A 19766-nucleotide genomic window follows, 5' to 3' on the forward strand; every position below is an offset into this window, starting at 1 on the left:
GCGCGGCGAACCCGCCCATGGGGGGGACCGCGCTCGGCGGCTGTCCTCATGATCGGGCTCACTGCGGCAGCCGCCCTCGCCCTGATGCCGGCGGAGCTGGCCCTCGCCGACGAGGACCACGTCCTCTGGCAGATCGCCTCTTATCCGCCCGCCGGGGTGATCCGCAACCTGATGCGGGACAGCCACCCGCCTCTCTACTATCTGCTGGCGCAGGGATGGCTGGCCTTGGGAGGGTTTGATCATCCGTGGGCTTTTCGCGTTCTCTCCCTCTTCCTCGGCCTGCCCGCTCTCCCCCTGGCTTTCCAGATCGGGCGCCGCCTCGGCGGGCTCCGCCTTGGCCTCTCCGCCCTCGTCCTCCTCGCCCTCAACCCCTGGTTCCTCTTCCTCCTCATCCTGATCCGGATGTATGGCCTGACCGCGACGCTGGGCGCCTGGGGCGTCTGGATCGTCCTCAGGTTGCTGGACCGCCCTACTCCCCGTCGCTGGGCAGCCTGGACCCTGGCCCAGGGCCTGCTGCTGTTCACCCATTACTACGGGACTCTGCTGATCGCCGCCCTCTGGCTGACCCTGCTGCGCCGCCGCCCCCGCGGCTGGCCCCAGGGCCTTCTCGCATCCACCCCGGCCGCTGCCCTCTTCGCCCTCTGGCTCCGCCAGGCCTACGCGGGATCCATCGAGCACACCGTGCAGCAGCTCTCCCGCATCCCAGTCCGCCCGGGGCCCGTGGAGGTGGTGTGGCATTATGGGGCCACCGCCCTGATGGGTCCCTTCGTCGATGGGGCTTTCGCCCGCGCGGCCTCCCTGGCCCTCGCCCTGGGCCTCTTCCTCGCCCTCCTGGTCCGTCGCCCCCGCCTCAGGAGGCTCTCATCCGGGGGAGGCGAGCTCGCCGTCTGGGTGGGCCTTCCCCTTCTGCTGGGCACCCTGATGGCCCTCCGCTGGCCCTTCTTCGCCGCCCGCTACTTTGCCATGCTCACCGTTCCCGGAGCCGTCGCCCTCGCCGCCGCCCTCCACCGCCTCCGCCTTCGGGCCTGGATCCCAATGATCCTCATCCTCGGCCTGATCGGCCTCTCCCGCTTCCCCATCATGGCCGCGCAGCCACTGGGGCTCTCAGGCTTCGACGATCTGGGTCCGGCTCTGGCCGGCCTGAACCGCTCCGATCCCATCCTGGCCCAGGCCCGCTGGCACATCGACGCGGCCGGATTGTTTTACCGATATACCGATCTGGCTCACCTATTTTATAATTATAAATGGTATGAATGGCCGGATCCAGCACAAAGAACAGCTATTATAGAGAACTCTTCTTCTTTTTGGTTCGTAGGGGTGACAATTTATCAGGATTTTTGGCGTTCGTGGCTGGAGAGTCTGCAGGCCACCCACTTTATCGATTTCGCCGCCACCTACCCCCACCCCACCCCGGAATACGGCGCCAGCCTCTTCCACCTGGTCCGCAAGCCCCAAACCGCCCCCTGGCAGCCCACTGCCGCCCGCTGGCAAAACGGCCTCACCCTCACCGCCATCGCCCTCCCCGACTCCCACCTCCTCCCCGGCTCCTCCCTCCGGGTCGGCCTCCGCCTCCACACCGACCGTCCCATCCCCGACCGCTGGACCCTCTTCCTCCACCTCCTCGACCCCCAGGGCCGCTGGCTCGCCGGCTGGGACGCCGAACCCAATCCCCCTACCCCCGCCTGGACCCCCGGGATGCCCATCACCTACTGGCACGGCCTCCGCCTCCCCATGAACCTCCCCGCCGGCCGCTACACCCTCGCCCTCGGCTGGTATCCCACCGGCTCCACCGGCACCCCCCGCCTCCCCCTCCAACACCCCCAGGGGGATGCCCTCCCCATCGGCACCGTCGACATCCTCCCCCTCCTCCGTCCCCCCCGCTGGGGCACCCGGTATGCCCTCGCGCTCCAGCTCGAACCCCCTCGCCTTCTCGTCCGCCCCCGGGCAGACCAGCCGGAGACTATCCACCTGTGGACCATCCTGAACTGGCAGCCCCTGCCGGGCCCCGTGGACCCTGCCGCCCTCCAGGTCACCCTGACCCTCCCCAACGGCCAGACCCTCCCCTTCGCCCGCCAGATGCCGATTCCCCCCGGCCCCCTGACCGGACCCGGATGGATCCGCGACGTCTGGCACCTCGCGCTCCAGACCCCACCCCCCGGCCTGGCCTGGCTGGAGGTCCGCTACGGCCCCCACCGCCTCGCCCGTCAACCCGTCTGGCTGCTTCCACCCCACACCCGGTGGAATTATGACTGGCTCTTCCTCAACCGAACCCCATAACCGGAGGAGGATCACCTTGCGTCGCTGGAACGGATGGGGCGAAGCGACCGTGGAGGTCCCGTTGCCGCTCCGCGCCCGGGCCTTCCTGGAGGACCGGCTGGGGCCCGGGACGCCGCCCCGGGACTGTTCGCTGGAGGAAGCCCTGGCTCGCATCCCGCCCTCTCGCCTCCCGGACCACCCGCAGGTTCACACCGATCCCGAGCTCCGCCTGCGCCACGCCGTCGGCCAGGGGCTTCCGGACTGGATCGCCGCCCGCAGCGGCCGGATCCAGGCCCCCGATGGCGTCGCGTTCCCGGAGACCAACGAGGACGTCCGGGCGCTCCTCGCCTACGCCCGGGCGGTGGGCGCCCGGGTCATCCCCTATGGCGGCGGCACCAGCGTGGTGGGGCACCTCCGGGTGCTCCCGGATCCCCGCCCGGCCCTGGCGATCGACCTGGGTCGGATGAACCGCCTCCTCGCCCTGGACCGCCTCAGCGGCCTCGCCACATTCCAGACCGGGATCCGGGGGCCGGACCTGGAGGCGGCCCTGCGGGCCCACGGCTTCACCCTGGGGCACTTCCCGCAGTCCTTTGAGTATTCCACGCTGGGAGGCTGGATCGCGACCCGTTCCGTGGGCCAGTTCGCCCTGGGCTACGGCCGCATCGAGGAGCTCTTCGTCGGCGGACGGGTGGAGACCCCGCAAGGCCCCCTGATCTTGCCGTCGCTTCCGCCCTCGGCGGCCGGCCCTGACCTGCGGCACCTGGTCCTCGGCTCGGAGGGCCGCCTGGGGATCCTCACCGAGGCCGTCCTGCGGGTTCGCCCCCTGCCGGAAGCCGAGGCCCTCGGGACGTTCTTCTTCCCGGACTTCGACCATGGCCTCGCGGCGGTCCGGGCGATGGTCCAGGCCGGGATCCCCCTGATGATGCTCCGGCTGAGCACTGCCGAGGAGACCCGGATGACCCTGCTGCTGTCCGGCCGCGAAGGATGGGTCCGCCTGCTCCGGGGGTGGCTTCGGCTGCGCGGGCTCGGGGACGCGCCCTGCATGCTCCTCCTCGCCGCCGCGGGGACCCGCCGCGTGGTCCACGCCGCCCTCGCCGAGGCCTTCCACATCGCCAGCCGGCATCACGGCCGATCGCTGGGAAGCCGCCTGGCCCGGGAGTGGCTGCGCCAGCGCTTCCGCTCGCCCTACCTGCGCAACACGCTGTGGGCGATGGGCTACGCGGTGGACACCCTGGAGACCGCGGTGATCTGGGCCCGGGTGCCGGCGATGGTCGCGGCCATCGAGGAGGCCCTTCGCAACGGGCTGGCGGACCAGGGGGAGCGGGTCTACGCTTTCAGCCACGTCTCCCACGTCTACCCCCACGGGGCCAACGTCTACACCACTTTCCTCTTTCGTCTGGCCCCGGACCCGGAGGAAAGCCTGAGGCGCTGGCAACGTCTGAAGCGAGCGGCCAGCGCGGCGATCCTGCGCCTGGGAGGGACCATCAGCCATCAGCACGGGGTAGGAGTGGATCATCTCCCCTACATGGAGGCGGAGAAAGGCCCTCTGGGGCTGGCGATCCTGCGGGCGATGTTGCGGGTCGTGGATCCCGAAGAGATCATGAACCCGGGGAAACTGATCGAGGGCCCAGCCGGTGAGGGGTCCGATCCGGCCTGAACCTTCCCTTCCCGCAGGGAAACCCCATGATCCCGGATCGCAACGAAGTCTGGGAACGATTGGCGGAGCCCTGGGATCTGGTGATCGTCGGGGGCGGGATCACCGGGGCGGGGCTGCTCCATGAGGCGGCCCGCCTGGGGTTTCGGGCGGTGCTCCTGGAGCAACGGGACTTCGCGTGGGGCACCTCCAGCCGCTCCGGCAAGATGGTCCACGGCGGGCTGCGCTACCTGCGCCAGGGGCAGGTCCGCACCACCTGGCTTTCCGTGAAGGAGCGGGAGCGCCTCCTGCGGGCGCTGCCGGGCCTGATCCGGCCCCTGGGCTTCCTGTGGCCTCTCTACGCGGGGGATCCCATCGGGCGCCTGGCCGCCGCCTTCGGGCTGTGGATCTACGACGCCTTCGCCGGGCGCCGGGCCCATCGGTATCTCAAGCCGGACGCCCTCCGGGTCTACGTTCCCCACTTGAACCCTGAAGGCCTCCGCGGGGGCTATCGCTATCTGGACGCCGTCACCGACGACGCACGGCTGGTGCTGCGGGAGATCGGGGCGGCCGTGGGCCGGGGAGCCCTCGCCCTGAACTACGCCCGGGTGGAAGGCGTTCGACAAACCCGGACGGGCGCTGTCGAGGGCGTCCTCGTCCGCGATGTCCTGACCGGCCGGGAGGCGGAAGTCCGGGCCCGGGCGGTGGTGAACGCCACCGGCGCCTGGGCGGATCGGCTGCGCGGGCAGCTCGGAAGGCCGCCGCGGCTGCGGCTCCTGCGGGGCAGCCACCTGGTGCTGCCCGGATGGCGGCTTCCTCTCGCCCAGGGGGTGATCCTTCTCCACCCGCAGGATCACCGGCCCCTCTACGTCCTCCCCTGGGAAGGCATGGTCCTGGTGGGCACCACCGATGTGGATCACGCCGAGGATCTCGACGCGGAGCCCCGCATCCATCCCGAGGAGTTCGCGTATCTGCTGACGGCCCTGCGCCGGGCCTTTCCAGATCTGGATCTCAGCGAACGGGACGTCGTCGCGACCTTCGCCGGGGTGCGGGCGGTGGTGGGAACCGGACGCCAGCCCCCATCGCGGGAGCCGCGGGACCACGTCGTATGGGACGAAGGGATCCTCACGGTGACCGGGGGGAAGCTCACCACCTTCCGGGCGATGGCCCGGGACGCCCTGCGGGCCCTCCGTCGGCGTCTGCCCGCGCCGGCCTATCCCCCTGCGCCGGAGGAGCCGGAACCTGTGCCGGAGCCCCCGGCCGACCTGGACCCGGCGGTGGCGGTCCGTCTGGTCGGTCGTTATGGGCCGGGCATCCTGAGCCGATGGGCGGATATCCCCCCGGAAGACCGCGAGCGGATCCCGGGGACAGAGATCCTCTGGGCGGAGGTGCGCTGGGCGGCCCGGCTCGAAGGGGTGGTCCATCTGGACGATCTGCTCCTGCGCCGGACCCGGCTGGGGCTATGCCTGCCGGAGGGAGGCCTCCCGTTCCTGCGGCGTCACCGCGCCCGCCTGCAGGCCATGCTGGGTTGGGAAGACACCCGCTGGGCCCAGGAGGTGGCGCGCTACCGGCGGATCTGGGAGACCAGTTATCAGCCCCCGCGGTGAGGGGCCGGCCCGGTTGAGCCCTCAAGAGGCCCAGTCCGGATCCAACGCCCCCTGGCCAGCTGCTGCGCCCTCAAGAAGCGGTCTCCTGGCACAGTGCGCTCTTGCCTTGACGGACCTTTGCTCGAGGGGTATTATGACAGGCGCGGAAAGAGAGACCTGGTCAACCCCATCGCTCCTATTGAAAAACAAAGCGGCACTTGGGCTCAGGGGCGGATGGCTTGATGGAAAGTGTCGTTGGCTGGACAGCTTCCGCTCCTCGGTAAATCGCTGAGCCCGGAAAGGCTGCATAAAGATGCGCGCTTTTGAAAGCACAACCTGGTCGCCTCCTCCCGACTGGCAACGCTTCACCACCATAGATCTGCACGCTGAGGGCGAGCCGCTGCGCGTGCTGACCACCGGCCTTGACCCGATCCCCGGCCCCACTATCCTCGATAAGCGCCGCTACGCCCAACAGCATCTGGACGGGCTGCGCCGTGCGCTGATCTTAGAGCCGCGTGGCCATGCCGATATGTATGGCGCGATCATCACCGAACCCGCCTCGCCTGATAGTGACCTGGGCGTGCTCTTTATGCATAACGAGGGCTGGAGCACCATGTGTGGCCACGGCATCATCGCCCTGGTCACCTGCTTGCTGGAGACGCGCTTGAGGCCGTCTACTTTCCCCAGCCTGGATTATGAGCGTCTGGAAGCGAAGGGCGAGCTACGCATCGATGCGCCGGCCGGCCAGGTCATCGCGCGAGCCACTTTGGCGCCTGACGGTCAGCGTGTTGCCCGCGTAACTTTCCGCAACGTGCCTTCGTTCGCTTACGCCCTCGACCAGGTGGTCGACGTGCCCGGCCTGGGCCGCGTGCGCTACGACCTCGCCTTCGGGGGCGCCTTCTACGCCTATGTGGACGCCGCTGAGATCGGATTGGAGCTGGAGGCCGGAAATTATCACGCCCTAATCGAAGTCGGCATGGCCATCAAGCGTGCGGTCATGGCGACGCGGGAGATCCGTCATCCCTTCGAGCCGGATCTGAGCTTTCTATACGGCACGATCATCAGCGGACCGCCGCGCGACTCCGCTCATCAAGCCCGCAACGTATGCATCTTTGCAGAGGGCGAGGTGGATCGTTCGCCTACCAGCACGGGGGTAAGCGGACGTGCGGCCCTTGAATATGCATGTGGACGCTTGCGGCCGGGTCAGCCTTTCACGATCGAGAGCATCCTGGGCACTACCTTCACTGTTACCATTGTGGACGAGGTGAACTTTGGAGGCTTCCCCGCGGTGATCCCCGAAGTCTCCGGCCGAGCCTGGATCACCGGCCGGCATGAGTTCGTGCTGGCACCTGATGATCCACTCCGTGATGGATTCTTGCTGCGGTGAGTGCGCAATCAGACTTATTCCACCAACCCCGGACGCCTTCCGGGATCCACGCCCCATAGCGAGCCCGGCCATTGAGCGAGGCGGCGGGTGAGGCTTTGCCGGAGGGATGCCCAGCGGTCAGGGTCACCCTGGGCATCGATGCGAGCCAGGGCGATGCGCGCCCAGCGCTGGGCCTCCCGCGGATCCCGACGGGTCCGCTCGTAGTAGCGAGCTAGGCGGACCGCCGGCAACACCTCCCCGGGGAACTCCAGGGCCCATGCCTGCCAGACCCGGGCCGCCTCCTCCAGGCGGCCCATCCGGCGCAACAGGTTCCCCAGGGCATGCCACGCGGTCCGTCGCAGCTCCGGATCCCCAGCCTCCTCCTCCAGAGCCCGCCGGAAGGCCCGTTCCGCCGCCTCCCAGCGGCCGCTCTCCTGATACCACCGGCCCAGCTGCACCCAGTCCCACCCCTGCACCGCCGGATCCCGCTCCGGGTTCTCGAACAGATGGGCCAGGCGGGCGGCCAGGGTCACCATCGAGAGGACGTCCTGACGGTTGTGGAGGAACACCCCCTCCAGCAGATCCGGATCCCGGCGCTGCAGATAGGCCCAGTAACGGGAAGGGATCTCGGCGCCCGGCACGTCATCCGGGGAGCGTTCCAGCCCCAGGACGGCTTCCTCCAGGGCCATCAGGGCGCGGGAAGGCAACCGGCGCCGCCAGAGCCGACGGGCGGTCGGCAGCAGATCCCAGTGCGGCGCATCCAGGCCCCCCCATCGGAGCCCATAGCGGTTCAGGCGCATCTCGATCAGCGGGAGATCGAAGCCCCGGCCGTTGAAGGTCACCAGGCCCTGAACCCCAGCGGTCAACCCGAGAAACGCCTGCCAGAAGGCGGGCTCCGCCGCCGGATCCGCGAGGAAGAGCTGGCGGAAGACCAGGGCCTCGCCTTCGATCCGGGCGAAGCCGAGGAGAAAGATCATCGTCCCCGCCCCGCCCACCAGACCGGTGGTCTCCGTGTCCAGAAAGAGCACGCCCTCCGCCGGGATGTCCAGCCAGTCCGGATGGCCGGCCAGGGTGGCCACCGCCCCCCGGGGGGCGGTCCGCCAGGCCTCCAGGGGAAGGTCCCCATGCCATGTGAACAGCGACAGGGTTTCCTCCCACAGCCGGATCCCCGTGTCAGGGGGGACAGAGCGTCCCTCTGTCGGAGAGGGCCGGCCGCGAAGCCGCCGCCAGCGCGCCTCGAGGGATTCCACGGGCATGCGCTCCCGGATCGAATCCACCATCTTTAGCTCTTCCCCTGCCTCACTTCGGGCCGCGCAGCACTTCCACGCCCATATACGGCCGGAGGACCTCCGGGACGACGATGCTGCCGTCCCGTTGCTGGTAGTTCTCCATGATGGCGATCACCGTGCGGGGCAGGCCCAGCCCGGAGCCGTTGAGGGTGTGCACGTAGCGGGGCCGGGCCCCGGGACGGGGGCGGTAGCGGAGGTTGGCTCGCCGGGCCTGGAAGTCCTCGGTGTTGCTCACCGAGCTCACCTCCAGCCACTCCCCGCACCCGGCGGCGTAGACCTCCACGTCGTAGGTCTTCGCCGCGGCGAACCCCAGATCGCCCGTGCAGATCTCCACCACCCGGGTGGGCAGCCCCAGGCGCCGGCACGTGTCCACCACGTCCTCCACCATCTTCTCCAGCTCCAGATAGGAGGTCTCCGGCGTGGTGAACTTGTAAAGCTCCACCTTGTCGAACTGATGCCCGCGCTTGATCCCCCGCACGTCGCGCCCGGCCGACATCCGCTCCCGACGGAAGCAGGGCGTGTAGGCCACGTAGTAAAGGGGCAGCTGGTCGGCCTCCAGGATCTCATCCCGATGCAGGTTGGTGAGGGGCACCTCGGCCGTGGGGACCAGCCAGAGGTCGTCCTCCACATCGTGGTAGAGATTGTCCTCGAATTTAGGAAGCTGTCCGGCGCCCACCAGGGCCTCGCGCTTGACCACGAAGGGGACATAGACCTCCGTGTAGCCGTGGACCTGGGTGTGGAGGTCCAGGAGCCAGCTGATCAGGGCGCGCTCCAGGCGGGCGCCCAGCCCCCACAGCACGTAGAACCGGCTGCCCGCCAGCTTGACCCCGCGCTCGAAGTCGATGAGGCCCAGGCGAGGCCCCAGCTCCCAGTGCGGCAGCGGCGTGAAGTCGAACTCCGGCAGCTCCCCCTCCACCCGCACCACCCGGTTGGCGGATTCGTCGGGGCCCACCGGGACGCTGGGATGGGGGATGTTGGGGAACCAGAGCAACAGCTCCTCCCGTCGGGCCTCCAGATCCCGCAGCCGGGCCTCGGCCTCCGTCAGGCGCTCCCCCAGCGCCCGCATCTCGGCGATGCGAGCTTCCCGCTCGGGTCCGGGAGGCATCTTGGCGATCTCCCGGGAGACCTGGTTGCGCACCGCCCGCAGCCGTTCCACCTCCTGCAGCATCGCCCGATAGGCTTCGTCCAGCTCCAGGAAGCGATCCACCCGCTCCGGCGACTCCCCCCGATGACGCAACGCCTCCCGGATCTCCTCCGGATTCCGTCGAATGCGCTCGATGTCCAGCATCCCGCTCTCACCCCGACGCGCGGATCTCGTTCCCCATTACCATAAATCCGCCCCTATTCTCCGTCAAGGCGCGCCCCAGGGCCCTCCGAATCCCTCGTCCCCGGAGCCCTTCTCCACGAATCCGAGAGAGTCGCCCATCACGCCTGCGCACAGAACGCAAAATGAAAGTTATAAAACTGTAAACCCCCTTGCGGGAAAGATTTCTGTCTATAAAATGGAAAGGGAGAAAAAATCTTATCCGGAGGGTTCCATGCTGATCAATCCTCGGAAGGCATCGGCAGAGGAAGCGGGGGATCCGGACCGTTTGATGGCCCTGCTGGCTTACCTCATCGGGATCATCGTCCCCCTGATCATCCTGCTCACCGACATGAAGAACCGTCCCTTCCAGCGGTATCACGCCGTTCAGGCCTTAGTGGCTCAGGTGGCCCTCACGGTGATCTTCTTCGCCCTGGGGCTGATCCCCATCATCGGCTGCATCGCGCCGCTGCTCGGCCTGGCCGCCTTCGCGCTCTTCATCTACTACGCCATCCAGGCCTACCAGGGCTATTACTTCGAGATCCCGGTGGTGACCGCCTTCGCCCGCCAGCAGGGATGGATCGCCTGAACGGTAGGGGCGACCGGCCGGTCGCCCCTACCGCTTCGCGGATGCATTCGCGTCCTCCATCTATTCGGGTTCGGGGCGGGTGGCTTGCAGGGCGGCGCCGGCCAGGGTTCGGAAGAGCTCCGCCACCCCGATCCCGGTTACGCACGAGGTCTCCACGTAGGGGGTGCCCCAGGCCTGCGCCAGGGCCTCGGCCTCCCGGCGGGAGACCTCCCGTGGCAGATCCGCTTTGTTCCCCACCAGGAGCAGCGGGATGGACCCCGCGTGGGCGCGGAGCTCCTGCCACCAGCGGATCAGCTGATAGAACGAGAGGCGGTTGCTCAGATCGAACACCAGCGCGCCGGCCGCCGCGCCCCGATAGAAGAGATCCCGGAAAGCCGCGAAGCGCCGCTGTCCCCCCACATCCCAGACCACCAGCCGGACCGCCATCCCTTCCACCTCCACCGGGCACACGTGGATGTCCACCCCCACGGTCATCCGGCGGCGGGGCTCGAAGGCCCCGTGCAGGTAGCAGTGAACCAGAGAGGTCTTGCCGACGGTGGCCTCGCCGGCCAGCAGCACCTTGCGCACCGGAACCGCAGGCTTTGAATCCATCGACCGGTGCGAGAGCAGCTCCCGGAGCCGGGGCCATGGGAACGAAGCAGGGAGGACCCAGTCCCAAGGCCCTTCCGGGATCGATTCCGCCCGGGCCGCTTGAGGGCTCACCCGGATCACCAGCGGGGGCCTTGGGCGCTGCTTCCACTGAGCCGCCCATGCCTCCGACATCTCCTCCGCGGCAACCAGGACAGCGGCGAGGGAGCCTTCGGGGAGGGCGAGGGAGTCCGCCTCCTCGGGGGAGCAGGTCAGCACCTCCCACTCCGGCGACAGGGCCTCCAGGAGGTCTGCCAGCCCGAGGGGTTCCGCCTCCCGGATCACCACCAGGATCCGACCGCCGGGTTCCGCCATCCCGCGCCCTCAGAACAGCAGATCCGTGAGATCCCGCTCGCGGAGCAGACGCCGGCGCCACGCGTGGATCTGGGGCACGATGAAGGGGAGCAGGCGCATGCAGTAATAGGGCGGGATGATGGGGACGCCGACCAGATCCCCAAAGGTGATGAGCAGGAAGAGATGCTCCATGGATCCCCGCTGTCGGATGTGCGCCCGCACCATGTCGTGCAGCGCCATCCCGTAAAGGATCTCCCCGATGGCCCGCCCCAGACGCCGCACCGGATCCCATGCCACCGTCATCGCCCAGCCCTCCCTTCCGCGCAGATTCCACGGTTCACCCCATGGCCAAGTCCGGCCGCGGTCCCTCCTCCACCCGGAGGGGCGTCTGATACCAGCGCGCCGCCTCCCCCAGGCGGGCCCGCATCTGCCAGCCCAGGCTCTTGGGGGCCGCCTCGATCGCCTGGCGGATCCGCTCCAACCGTCGCTGGACCGGCTCCCGCGCCGCCTCCTCCCAGCCGGCGACGGCCCGGGCCGTCCGCTCCAGGTTCATGGTCACGGTGCGATACCAGCCCCAGTCGTCCGCGCAAAGCGCGACGATGGCCCGCAGGTCCACCGCCTCCGCCTGTTCCCCCTCCACGACCTCATGGTCCAGCAGGAGGACGGCGATCTCCAGGAGGTCCGCCTCTCCAGCCTCCACGGCCTGCAGGCGGGAGAGCAGGAGATACGCCGGGGGCAGCGTAACCTCCTCCCGGGTCAGGACGGAGGCGAACTCCAGGCGATGATACATCTCGTAGGCGTCCAGGAAGACGTCCACCGGCCATCCGGTCTCCGGCTTGCGGAAGTGCAGGCGCCGGGCGCCGTAGAAGGCGTTGAACCGGACGAAGGGCTCATACCCCTGATCCTGCAGGAAGGCTTCCACGGCCCGCCGCTCGCGGGAGGACCCCGCCAGCTCCAGCCCGACGAAGGCGGGGACCGGCAGGCGCTGGAGGGCGGAGGGGCAGTGATGGGCGACCCCCACGCTCCCCAGCAGCCGCAGGGTGATCCCCTGCGCTCGGGCGGCCTCCACCAGACGCCGGCCCTCCTGAACCAGATCCTGGATCACCGGGGAGACCCGCGGGACGGCAGGGCGAGGCCGGCGGGGAGCGGCCGGCCGCTCTGAGCGCTCCTTCAACGCCGCGGTCAGCGAGCGGATCACCGGGCCCAGGGCCAGGTTCAACAGCGGAAGGTTCACGGAACGAGCGCAGCAGAGGGCCAGGAAGCCGCCGGGCAACCGCCGGAGGATCAGGCGGCCTGCGGCGAACACCAGGTCCACCTCCTGGATGCGCCGTCGGGAGGTCTCCAGGGCCTCCATGGTCCGGGCGGCGATGCGCACCGCGGAGGCCAGGGCCTCCGGGGCGTAACGCTCCGGGAGCGTGTGGGCCAGGATCGTCCCCTCCTCCGTGAACAGGATCCCGCCCTCCACGCCCGGGATGGCGTTCACCTCCTGCAACGCCTCCTCCACTCCCATCCTCTGCCCCCTTTCCCCACACGAGAAGTCCGCCCTCAGGGCTCACGAGAGCCGGCCGGGGAGCTCGGCGAGCACCAGCGCCGGGGAGGCCTGGGGGGAAAGCACCAGGCCGACGATGAAAGGGGGATGGCGGAAGATCAGCAACCGGCGCTGAGGCTCCGCGACCACCGCGTGCTCGAAGGCCCCCATCGGGAGGAACCCGGCCAGGGTTTCGGCCGCGGCGGCCAGGTAGACCGTGAGGGCGCCTTCCGCTTCCCCCTTCCCTTCCGGGACATCTGCCGCCAGCACCACGCCATCCGGGCCGGCCACCACCACCCCCATGACGCCCTCGATGGCTTTCAGGCGGGAGACCATCTCCCCGGGGGGGAGCGAGCGCGGGCCTGTGGGCTCCGGAGCGGCGGCTCGCTGCATCCCTTCCAGGAGCAGATCCTGCCAGGGGCGATAGAGGGTGCGCTCGGGGCTGCGGACTTCATCCTCGAGGGTGAACTGCCCATCGGTCCAGCGCAGCAATCTCCACAACGCCGGCTCCCCTTTCAGCTCCCCGCACACCGCATGGACGAGCTCGCCGTCGGAGAAGTAGAGCTCGCCCTCCAGGTCCCCGTGGCGGAGCCGGAGCCGGGCCGCGGCCCGGGAGCGACACCCGGTTTCGATCAGCGCGGCCAGCGGGATCTCCCGCAGGCTCCCCGTGGTCGCCATCGCCGCCTCCTCTTCCGGAGGATCGGCCGCGATGCGCCGGCGATGATGGCTCCAGTTTATCCCGACTTCCCGGTCTCTGGCAAGAGCAACCTTACCTTAAAGGAAACCGTCCGGAAACGCGGGGACGTTACACCGGGCTCTCCGGGGGGGCCTGGCGGAGGACCCACAGGAGGAGGCCCGCCAGCAGCAGGAGGGCGAGGGCCTTGTAGAGGGCGGAGGGGATCAAGAGCGCGATCCCGCCGGCTATGGCGGCAAAGCTGTAGTAGGTCAAGAGGATACGCCCGGGGGACCATCCGGCGTCCAGCAGGCGGAAGTGCAGGTGATCTCGTCCGCCCTGGGTGGGCCGTCGCCCCCGGCGCCATCGGTAGGCGATCAGCCAGGCCACGTCGGCGATGGGCAGGGCCATCGCCATCACCACGGTGGCCACCTTCGCCCCCCCGATGATGGCCAGGACCCCCAGGACGTATCCCAGGAAGAGGGCGCCGGAGGACCCCAGGAACAGGCGGGCGGGCGGCCGGTTGAAGAGGAGGAACCCCAGGCAGGCGCCCGCCAGGGCGGCGGGCAGGAGCGCCACGCTGTGCTGGGGCGGGTCCAGCCGGTATCCGGCGTGCAGGAAGAGCACCGCCGCCACGATGGCCACCACCCCCCCGGCCAGCCCGTCCACCCCGTCCAGCCAGTTCACCGTGTTCATCATCCCTATCAGCCAGAAGACTGTGAGCAGCACCACCACCGGAGGCGGGAAATAAAGCGGCCGGCCGGTCAGGGGATTGTTCACGTATTCGATGAAGATGAGGAAAGGGAGGGCCAGCAGGGCGATGAGGGCCTGGCCGAGGAACTGGGGCCCCGGGGGGAGCTCCCGACGGTCGTCGATCAGCCCCAGGATCAGGCTCAGGGTCCCCCCCAGCAGCAGCCCGGTCAGGCGGATGACCTCTTTCGGATCGAAACGGGGGATCGGCAACAGCTGGGCGAAGAGGACCGTTAGGGTGAAGGCCAGCCAAAGAGCCAGGCCTCCGGACCGGGGGATCTCCCCGCGATGGCGTCGGCGTCCGCCCGGGCGGTCGATCATCCCCAGGCGGCGGCCGAAGCGCTCCGCCAGCGGCGACAGCGCGGCGGAGAGCCCGAAGGCCAGCAAGAACACGCTGAGGGCCGCCAGGGGGAAGCGCATTCGGCGTCCCCGCTCACTCTTCCGGGCTTCGGACGACCCGCTCGGCGATGCGGCGGAGCTGCTGGAAGACCTCCCGCGCGGGGAACTGACGGTCCATGGGGAAGCCGATGTGGATCTGCAGGTGATGGGGCTCGTTGCGCCGCACCGAGAGCCGGGCGACATAGGGGCAGAAGCGGGCGAGGTCGTTCAGGCACTCGGTGATCACACGGGGCGCGTGCGGCCCATGATAAGCCAGGCGCCCGCCGGCCAGATCCATGGCCTCCCAATCCCGCCAGACGATGCGCTGAAGGATCTCCCGGCCCGTCCACATCGTGGGGTTGCCCCATTCCCCTTCGAAAGCCGGCGGCTGGCGCAGGCGCGCCCGCAGGATCATCAGATCCCGGCGCCCCCGCCAGCGGGAGAACAGCCAGAGGAACGGCACATCCCGGGGCTCGAAGACCAGCAGGATCTCCACCTCCCGGAACGGGGGCTTCGCCTCCCGCATCCCCAGGCGGACCAGGGAGGTTCCCACCCACTGCAGGGTGGTCCGCTCGCTGAGGAGAGGAAGCCCCTCGCGCATCCAGCGCAGGAGGCGCTGGCCCTTGTGCACGTTCCACTGCATCCCCAGGAAGAACCACCCGACCACCACCACGGCCAGGGTCATCGCCACCGGCACGCCCAGATCCATCCCGCCCGCTCCTTCCGCGGTTTCTTCCCATCATACACTAGAGATCCTTCGATCTGCCAGACCCCCGAGAGCAGAGCCGGCGCCGGGGATTTTCGGGATTGGAGAAATCGGGGCGGAAGCCACCTACCGGAAGTGGGAGCGGCTTCAGCCGCGACGGAAGACGGAAGTCGGGGCTAAAGCTCCTCCTACGGAACCAATCCTCCGCTCTCAGAGGCCGCTACTGTCAGAAAAAAGTGAGGGAGGATCCGCGCAGGTCCTCCCCCACTTATCCTCTCTTCCTCGGAATCCGTTACGCGGCCCCCAGCCGCACCACCTGGCGCACCACCTCGCCGCGGGCCAGAGCATCAAACCCCTCATTGATCTCCTCCAGGCGGATCAGGCGGCTTAGGAGCAGGTCCACCGGGAGCCGGCCCGCCTGATAGAGGGTCAGGAACCGCGGGAGATCCCGACGGGGAACCGCCGAGCCCATATAGGAACCCTTGATGGTTCGCTCCTCGCCCACGATGCTCACCGCCGGGACGCTGAACATGCGCTCGGGATGCGGGAGACCGATGGGGATGGTGGTGCCCCCGCGGCGGGTGGCCTGGTAAGCCTGGATCAGCACCCGCTCGCTGCCGACGCTCTCGAAGGCGTAGTGGACCCCTCCCCCGGTGAGATCCCGAATCGCGGCGACCGGATCGGTCTCCTGCGCGTTCACCCCGTGGGTCGCTCCCGCTTTCCGGGCCAGCTCCAGCTTTTCAGGCCGGACGTCCACCGCGATGATGGGATAGGCGCCGGCCAGGTGAGCGCCCATCACGACGCTGAGGCCCACGCCGCCCAGCCCGAAGACCGCCACGCTCATCCCGGGCTCCACCCGCGCGGTGTTCACCACCGCCCCCACCCCGGTCATCACCGCGCATCCGAACAGGGCCGCCTTCTCCAGGGGGATCTCCGGATCGATTCGGATCAGGGATTCCTGGGCGGCCACGGTGAAACGGGAGAAGGCGGAGACGCCCAGATGATGGTGGAGGGGCTCCCCCGCGGCGTTCCGGAAGCGCCGCGCTCCGCTGAGCAGCGTTCCGGCCGCGTTCGCCCGGTTGCCGTTCTCGCACAGGACGGGGCGGCCAATGGCGCAGTAGAAGCACCGGCCGCACATGGGGACGAAGGAGAAGACCACGTGGTCCCCCGGCCGCAACTCATGGACGCCCGGGCCGACCTCCCGCACGATCCCGGCGGCCTCGTGGCCCAGGACCATCGGCATGGGCCGCGGCCGGGAGCCATCGATCACCGAGAGGTCCGAATGGCACAGGCCGGCGGCCGCCACCTCCACCAGCACCTCCCCGGGCCCCGGCCCCTCCAGCTCCACCTCCTCCACGGAAAGCGGCCGGGATTCGCGATAGGGCGCCGGCCGCCCCATCTCGTAAAGGACCGCTGCCAGCGTTTTCATCCCTCACCTCCTGATCACGGGGCGGGGCGGATGACCACCATGTGGACGTGGGTCATCTCCTCGATGGCATAGCGCACCCCTTCCCGCCCCAGTCCGCTTCCCTTCACCCCGCCGTAGGGCATATGGTCCGCCCGGAAGCTGGGGGTGTCGTTGATGATGATGCCGCCGAAATCGAGCCCCTGGACCGCCCGCAGCACCCGGTTGATATCCCGGGTGAAGACGGCTACCTGGAGCCCGTATTCGGTGGCGTTGGCGGCGGCGATGGCCTCCTCGAAGTCATGGGCCTCCAGCACCGAAGCCACCGGCCCGAAGACCTCCTCCCGCACCACCCGCATCTCGGGCCGCACCCGGATCAGGACGGTGGGCCACACCACCGGCCCCTCCCGCCGGCCCCCGGTGACGGCCTGGGCGCCGCCGCCCAGGGCCTCCTGGATCCATCCCTCCACCCGCATGGCCTCTCGCTCGTCGATGAGCGGCCCCACATCCACCCGCTCGTCCAGGGGATCCCCTACCACCATCTCGGCAGCGGCGCGGCTGAAGGTCTCCACCAGCGGCTCATAGATCCGGCGCACCCCGTAGATCCGCTGCACCGAGATGCACACCTGGCCGGAGTTGTAGAAGGCCCCCACCGCCAGCCGCCGCGCCACCCAATCCAGATCCTGGACGTCCTCAGCGACGATGACGGGGGTGGTGTTGCCCAGCTCCAGGGTCAGCTTCTTGATCCCCACCACCCGGGTCAGGCGCTCCCCGACGGCGCGGCTCCCGGTGAAACTCACCTTCCCCACCCCTGGATGGGCCGCCAGCCACTCCCCGACGGTGCCCCCGGGCCCGAAGATCAGGTTGAAGCCTCCGGCCGGCACCCCGGCGGCCTCCAGGACACGGGCGAGCAGGACAGCGGTGAGGGGGGTGGCGCTGGCCGGCTTGAGCACTACGGCGTTCCCCGCCGCCAGGGCCGGGGCAACTTTGTGGGCCACCAGGTTGAGGGGGAAGTTGAAAGGCGAGATGGCGGCCACCACGCCCACCGGCCGCCGCACGTAGAACCCGAAATATCCCTCCCCCGCGGGCACCGCGTCCAGGGGGATCACCTCCCCCTCGATCCGCCGGGCCTCCTCCGCGGCGATGGTGAAGGTCCAGATGGCCCGCTCCACCTCCGCGCGGGCCCACTTCAGCGCCTTCCCCGCCTCCGCGGCGATCAGCCGGGCGAACTCCTCCTTCCGCTCGCGGATCATCCCCGCCGCCCGCAGCAGGATCTCCGCCCGCCGCCAGGCCGGCAGGGCGGCCATGGCCTTGGCGCCCTCCTGGGCCGCGGCCACCGCCGCCTCCACGTCTTCCCGCCGCGCCTCGGGCACCTCCCCGATCACCTCGCCGGTGTATTTGTCCCGCACCGGGATCGGCGCCCCTCCATCCACCCACTGGCCCCCGATGAAGAGCCGGGCCGGGCCGAAGGTCACACGCTCCCGCACCATGGCGCGCCTCCTCGTTTGGAATAGGATCCCATCGCGCAGGGCCTCCGCTTCTTCAGGTTACCATGGATCCGGAAAGCCCTGAGCCCGACGGCTCAAAAGATCCCCACCTCCGGGGGCGGGGTGATGGCCTCGCCCGGGAACGTCCAGATGGGATCCAGGATGCGAAAGGGATAGTCCGGATGGGACTTGGTCTCCCCCCAGACCACATCCGCCACCACCTGATGGTCCTCCCGGCGCAGCATGATCCGACCCATGGGGGCCTCGTAGCCGATCCCCTCCAGGTAAGGGATCAGGCCTTCCGGCTCCAGCGTCCCGGCCCGCCGGATCGCCCCGGCCAGCAGGCGGAGGCCCAGGTAGGCGTTCTGGGCGTTGTAGCTGGGATAGCGGCCGTAGCGCCGGAAGTAAGCCTCGACGAAGCGCCGGTTCTCCGGGGTGTCCGGCCACCGAAACCAGTAACGCGTGCCCACCCACAGCCCCTGGGGCATCTCGTTCCCCAGGGCCTCCAGCACCTCCAGAGCGGCCCCCAGCTCCATAAAGACCGCGCAGCGCCGGAACAGCCCCAGGGCCTGCCCCTGGCGGATCAGGCGGACCAGGTCGCCGCCCCACGAGGAGATCCAGAGGGCCTCCGCCCCCGAGCGCATCGCCTGCCGGATCCAGGGGGTGAGGTCTTCCGCCCCCGGCGGATGGAAGATCCCTTCGGGGAGGAGCTCGGCCTCCGGTTTGAGCTCCCGCAGGAAGCGAGAGAAATAGGCCCAGGAGAAGTAACCGAAGGAATAATCCGGGCCCAGAGTGGTCCATGTGGCATACGGCAAAGGGGCCACCAGAAGGGCGCCCGCCCGGGCGTTCTGGGCCACATTGATGCTGCAGCGGAACACATAGGGGTTGAAGAGCTCGCCGGTGATGCGAGGGCTGGCGGCATGCGTGACCATCAGCACGCACCGGAGCTCCGGGAGCAAGGGGACCACCGCCTCGGCGACGGCGCTGGAGTCGATGCCGATGAACAGGCGGACCCCGAGCTCTCGGGCCATGCGGCGGACGACCTCCACGGCGTGGGCGGGGTTTTTCTCGTCCTCGATGAGCAGCTCCACCGGCCGCCCCAGGAGGCCGCCGGCGGCGTTGATCTCCTCCGCCGCCAGCTCCAGGCCCTGCCGCGCGGAGGCCCCATAGGCGGCGGCCGCCCCGGAGAGGGCATACAGGGCGCCGATGCGGATGGCTCGCTCCGAGAGGCCCATCTCACTCCCCTCCCCCGCCGGGATCCTGGATCTCCCCCCGCTCAATAGTGTAGATGCGCTCTGCCAGGGCGCTGACCCGGTGGAGGTCGGACTCGGCCACCAGGATGGCCATGCCCTCCGTCCGCAGGCCCCGCAGGATCTCCCTCAGACGAAGGGCCATAGCGGGCGCCAGCCCCTCAAAGGGCTCGTCCAGGAGCAGCAGGCGGGTCCCATGCATCAGCGCCCGGGCCAGGGCCACCAGCTTCTGCTGGCCCCCGCTGAGCTGAGCGGCCCGCCGCCCGGCCAGCTCCGCCACCTCCGGCATCCGTTCATAGACCCAGCGGAGGCGCTCCGGAGCCCCAGGGAGGCCGATGGCCCACGCCGGCAGCAACAGGTTCTCCTCCACCGTCAGCGGCCCGATCAGCCGGCGGTCCTCCGGCATGTAGCCGATCCCCAGGGCGGCCCGTCGATGGGCAGGGAGGGGACGGAGATCCTGTCCCCCCAGGCGGAGGCTCCCGCCCTGGAGCGGGACCAGCCCCATGATGGTCCGCAGGGTGGTGGTTTTGCCGGCCCCGTTGCGGCCCACCAGGCCCGTGATCTGGCCCGGGAGGGCCTGCAGGCTCACGCCCCGCAGGATCGGGAAGCCCTGCAGGGAGACGCGCACGTCCTCGAGCTCCAGCAT

The 19766-nt window shown here is 69.5% G+C and carries 17 protein-coding genes; 5 read left to right on the plus strand and 12 right to left on the minus strand.

All coding sequences use genetic code 11. From position 1 onward, the window contains the following. Positions 1-48: 48 nt before the first annotated feature. The 4 genes from KNN16_RS07635 to KNN16_RS07650 all read left to right on the plus strand — a co-directional run bounded on the left by KNN16_RS07635 (position 49) and on the right by KNN16_RS07650 (position 6862). Positions 49-2277 carry a glycosyltransferase family 39 protein gene (locus tag KNN16_RS07635; protein WP_303896115.1) on the plus strand — a complete coding sequence of 743 codons (2229 nt, stop codon included), beginning with the start codon at positions 49-51 and terminating at the stop codon, positions 2275-2277. A gap of 16 nt (positions 2278-2293) precedes the next feature. Further along, complete coding sequence (locus KNN16_RS07640; RefSeq protein ID WP_303896117.1) at positions 2294-3913, plus strand: FAD-binding oxidoreductase; 1620 nt, start codon at positions 2294-2296, stop codon at positions 3911-3913. Positions 3914-3939: 26 nt separating this feature from the next. Continuing rightward, the gene (locus KNN16_RS07645; RefSeq protein ID WP_303896119.1) at positions 3940-5496 is read left to right on the plus strand and encodes a glycerol-3-phosphate dehydrogenase/oxidase; all 1557 of its coding nucleotides are present in this window, start codon (positions 3940-3942) and stop codon (positions 5494-5496) included. A 292-nt stretch (positions 5497-5788) separates the two neighbouring features. Beyond that, the gene (locus tag KNN16_RS07650) at positions 5789-6862 is read left to right on the plus strand and encodes a proline racemase family protein (RefSeq protein WP_303896123.1); all 1074 of its coding nucleotides are present in this window, start codon (positions 5789-5791) and stop codon (positions 6860-6862) included. A 14-nt stretch (positions 6863-6876) separates the two neighbouring features. Here KNN16_RS07650 and KNN16_RS07655 read toward each other — a convergent pair whose 3' ends face one another. Then, positions 6877-8121, minus strand: a complete 1245-nt coding sequence (locus tag KNN16_RS07655; protein WP_303896125.1) for a ribonuclease H-like domain-containing protein — start codon at positions 8119-8121, stop codon at positions 6877-6879. Positions 8122-8140: 19 nt separating this feature from the next. Next, positions 8141-9418: a serine--tRNA ligase gene (gene serS / locus KNN16_RS07660; protein ID WP_303896127.1), complete on the minus strand. Its 1278-nt coding sequence runs from the start codon at positions 9416-9418 to the stop codon at positions 8141-8143. Between the two features lie 250 nt (positions 9419-9668). Here serS and KNN16_RS07665 point away from each other — a divergent pair, with 250 nt between their 5' ends. Further along, positions 9669-10022 carry a DUF4870 domain-containing protein gene (locus KNN16_RS07665; RefSeq protein WP_303896129.1) on the plus strand — a complete coding sequence of 118 codons (354 nt, stop codon included), beginning with the start codon at positions 9669-9671 and terminating at the stop codon, positions 10020-10022. A gap of 60 nt (positions 10023-10082) precedes the next feature. On the opposite strand, the gene KNN16_RS07670 is transcribed toward KNN16_RS07665, so the two are convergent. From KNN16_RS07670 to KNN16_RS07715, 10 genes are all read right to left on the minus strand, one after another. Further along, entirely contained in the window at positions 10083-10964 is an 882-nt protein-coding gene (locus tag KNN16_RS07670) for a Rab family GTPase (protein ID WP_303896131.1), read from the minus strand. A 9-nt stretch (positions 10965-10973) separates the two neighbouring features. Continuing rightward, the gene (locus KNN16_RS07675) at positions 10974-11246 is read right to left on the minus strand and encodes a hypothetical protein (protein WP_299289063.1); all 273 of its coding nucleotides are present in this window, start codon (positions 11244-11246) and stop codon (positions 10974-10976) included. Between the two features lie 34 nt (positions 11247-11280). Continuing rightward, on the minus strand, positions 11281-12453 hold the full coding sequence (locus KNN16_RS07680; protein ID WP_303896135.1) for a roadblock/LC7 domain-containing protein: 1173 nt from the start codon (positions 12451-12453) through the stop codon (positions 11281-11283). Positions 12454-12495: 42 nt separating this feature from the next. Beyond that, positions 12496-13149, minus strand: coding sequence for a DUF4388 domain-containing protein (locus KNN16_RS07685; protein WP_303896137.1), 654 nt, complete (start codon positions 13147-13149; stop codon positions 12496-12498). 127 nt (positions 13150-13276) lie between these two features. Next, a complete protein-coding gene (locus KNN16_RS07690) occupies positions 13277-14314 on the minus strand; it encodes a glycosyltransferase family 4 protein (protein WP_303896138.1) in 1038 nt (345 codons plus the stop codon). 13 nt (positions 14315-14327) lie between these two features. Next, positions 14328-14981 carry a hypothetical protein gene (locus KNN16_RS07695; protein WP_303896140.1) on the minus strand — a complete coding sequence of 218 codons (654 nt, stop codon included), beginning with the start codon at positions 14979-14981 and terminating at the stop codon, positions 14328-14330. 289 nt (positions 14982-15270) lie between these two features. Beyond that, entirely contained in the window at positions 15271-16407 is a 1137-nt protein-coding gene (locus tag KNN16_RS07700; RefSeq protein ID WP_303896141.1) for a zinc-dependent alcohol dehydrogenase family protein, read from the minus strand. Positions 16408-16421: 14 nt separating this feature from the next. Continuing rightward, complete coding sequence (locus KNN16_RS07705) at positions 16422-17873, minus strand: aldehyde dehydrogenase family protein (protein ID WP_303896142.1); 1452 nt, start codon at positions 17871-17873, stop codon at positions 16422-16424. A 92-nt stretch (positions 17874-17965) separates the two neighbouring features. Beyond that, positions 17966-19105 (minus strand): ABC transporter substrate-binding protein, encoded by a 1140-nt coding sequence (locus KNN16_RS07710; RefSeq protein ID WP_303896145.1) that lies wholly within the window; start codon positions 19103-19105, stop codon positions 17966-17968. A 1-nt stretch (position 19106) separates the two neighbouring features. After that, positions 19107-19766, minus strand: a complete 660-nt coding sequence (locus KNN16_RS07715; RefSeq protein ID WP_303896147.1) for an ABC transporter ATP-binding protein — start codon at positions 19764-19766, stop codon at positions 19107-19109.

Origin of the sequence: Thermoflexus hugenholtzii (genome assembly GCF_018771565.1) — a bacterium.
In the GTDB taxonomy this organism is placed as follows: Bacteria; Chloroflexota; Anaerolineae; order Thermoflexales; family Thermoflexaceae; genus Thermoflexus; species Thermoflexus hugenholtzii_A.

What these genes read in the sequence shown, in the direction of transcription:
- KNN16_RS07635 (WP_303896115.1), top strand. Translation starts at nt 49, where the DNA reads ATGATCGGGCTCACTGCGGCAGCCGCCCTCGCCCTGATGCCGGCGGAG.
- KNN16_RS07645 (WP_303896119.1), top strand. Translation starts at nt 3,940, where the DNA reads ATGATCCCGGATCGCAACGAAGTCTGGGAACGATTGGCGGAGCCCTGG.
- KNN16_RS07650 (WP_303896123.1), top strand. Translation starts at nt 5,789, where the DNA reads ATGCGCGCTTTTGAAAGCACAACCTGGTCGCCTCCTCCCGACTGGCAA.
- KNN16_RS07655 (WP_303896125.1), bottom strand. Translation starts at nt 8,121, where the DNA reads ATGGTGGATTCGATCCGGGAGCGCATGCCCGTGGAATCCCTCGAGGCG.
- serS (WP_303896127.1), bottom strand. Translation starts at nt 9,418, where the DNA reads ATGCTGGACATCGAGCGCATTCGACGGAATCCGGAGGAGATCCGGGAG.
- KNN16_RS07665 (WP_303896129.1), top strand. Translation starts at nt 9,669, where the DNA reads ATGCTGATCAATCCTCGGAAGGCATCGGCAGAGGAAGCGGGGGATCCG.
- KNN16_RS07670 (WP_303896131.1), bottom strand. Translation starts at nt 10,964, where the DNA reads ATGGCGGAACCCGGCGGTCGGATCCTGGTGGTGATCCGGGAGGCGGAA.
- KNN16_RS07675 (WP_299289063.1), bottom strand. Translation starts at nt 11,246, where the DNA reads ATGACGGTGGCATGGGATCCGGTGCGGCGTCTGGGGCGGGCCATCGGG.
- KNN16_RS07680 (WP_303896135.1), bottom strand. Translation starts at nt 12,453, where the DNA reads ATGGGAGTGGAGGAGGCGTTGCAGGAGGTGAACGCCATCCCGGGCGTG.
- KNN16_RS07685 (WP_303896137.1), bottom strand. Translation starts at nt 13,149, where the DNA reads ATGGCGACCACGGGGAGCCTGCGGGAGATCCCGCTGGCCGCGCTGATC.
- KNN16_RS07690 (WP_303896138.1), bottom strand. Translation starts at nt 14,314, where the DNA reads ATGCGCTTCCCCCTGGCGGCCCTCAGCGTGTTCTTGCTGGCCTTCGGG.
- KNN16_RS07695 (WP_303896140.1), bottom strand. Translation starts at nt 14,981, where the DNA reads ATGGATCTGGGCGTGCCGGTGGCGATGACCCTGGCCGTGGTGGTGGTC.
- KNN16_RS07700 (WP_303896141.1), bottom strand. Translation starts at nt 16,407, where the DNA reads ATGAAAACGCTGGCAGCGGTCCTTTACGAGATGGGGCGGCCGGCGCCC.
- KNN16_RS07705 (WP_303896142.1), bottom strand. Translation starts at nt 17,873, where the DNA reads ATGGTGCGGGAGCGTGTGACCTTCGGCCCGGCCCGGCTCTTCATCGGG.
- KNN16_RS07710 (WP_303896145.1), bottom strand. Translation starts at nt 19,105, where the DNA reads ATGGGCCTCTCGGAGCGAGCCATCCGCATCGGCGCCCTGTATGCCCTC.
- KNN16_RS07715 (WP_303896147.1), bottom strand. Translation starts at nt 19,766, where the DNA reads ATGCTGGAGCTCGAGGACGTGCGCGTCTCCCTGCAGGGCTTCCCGATC.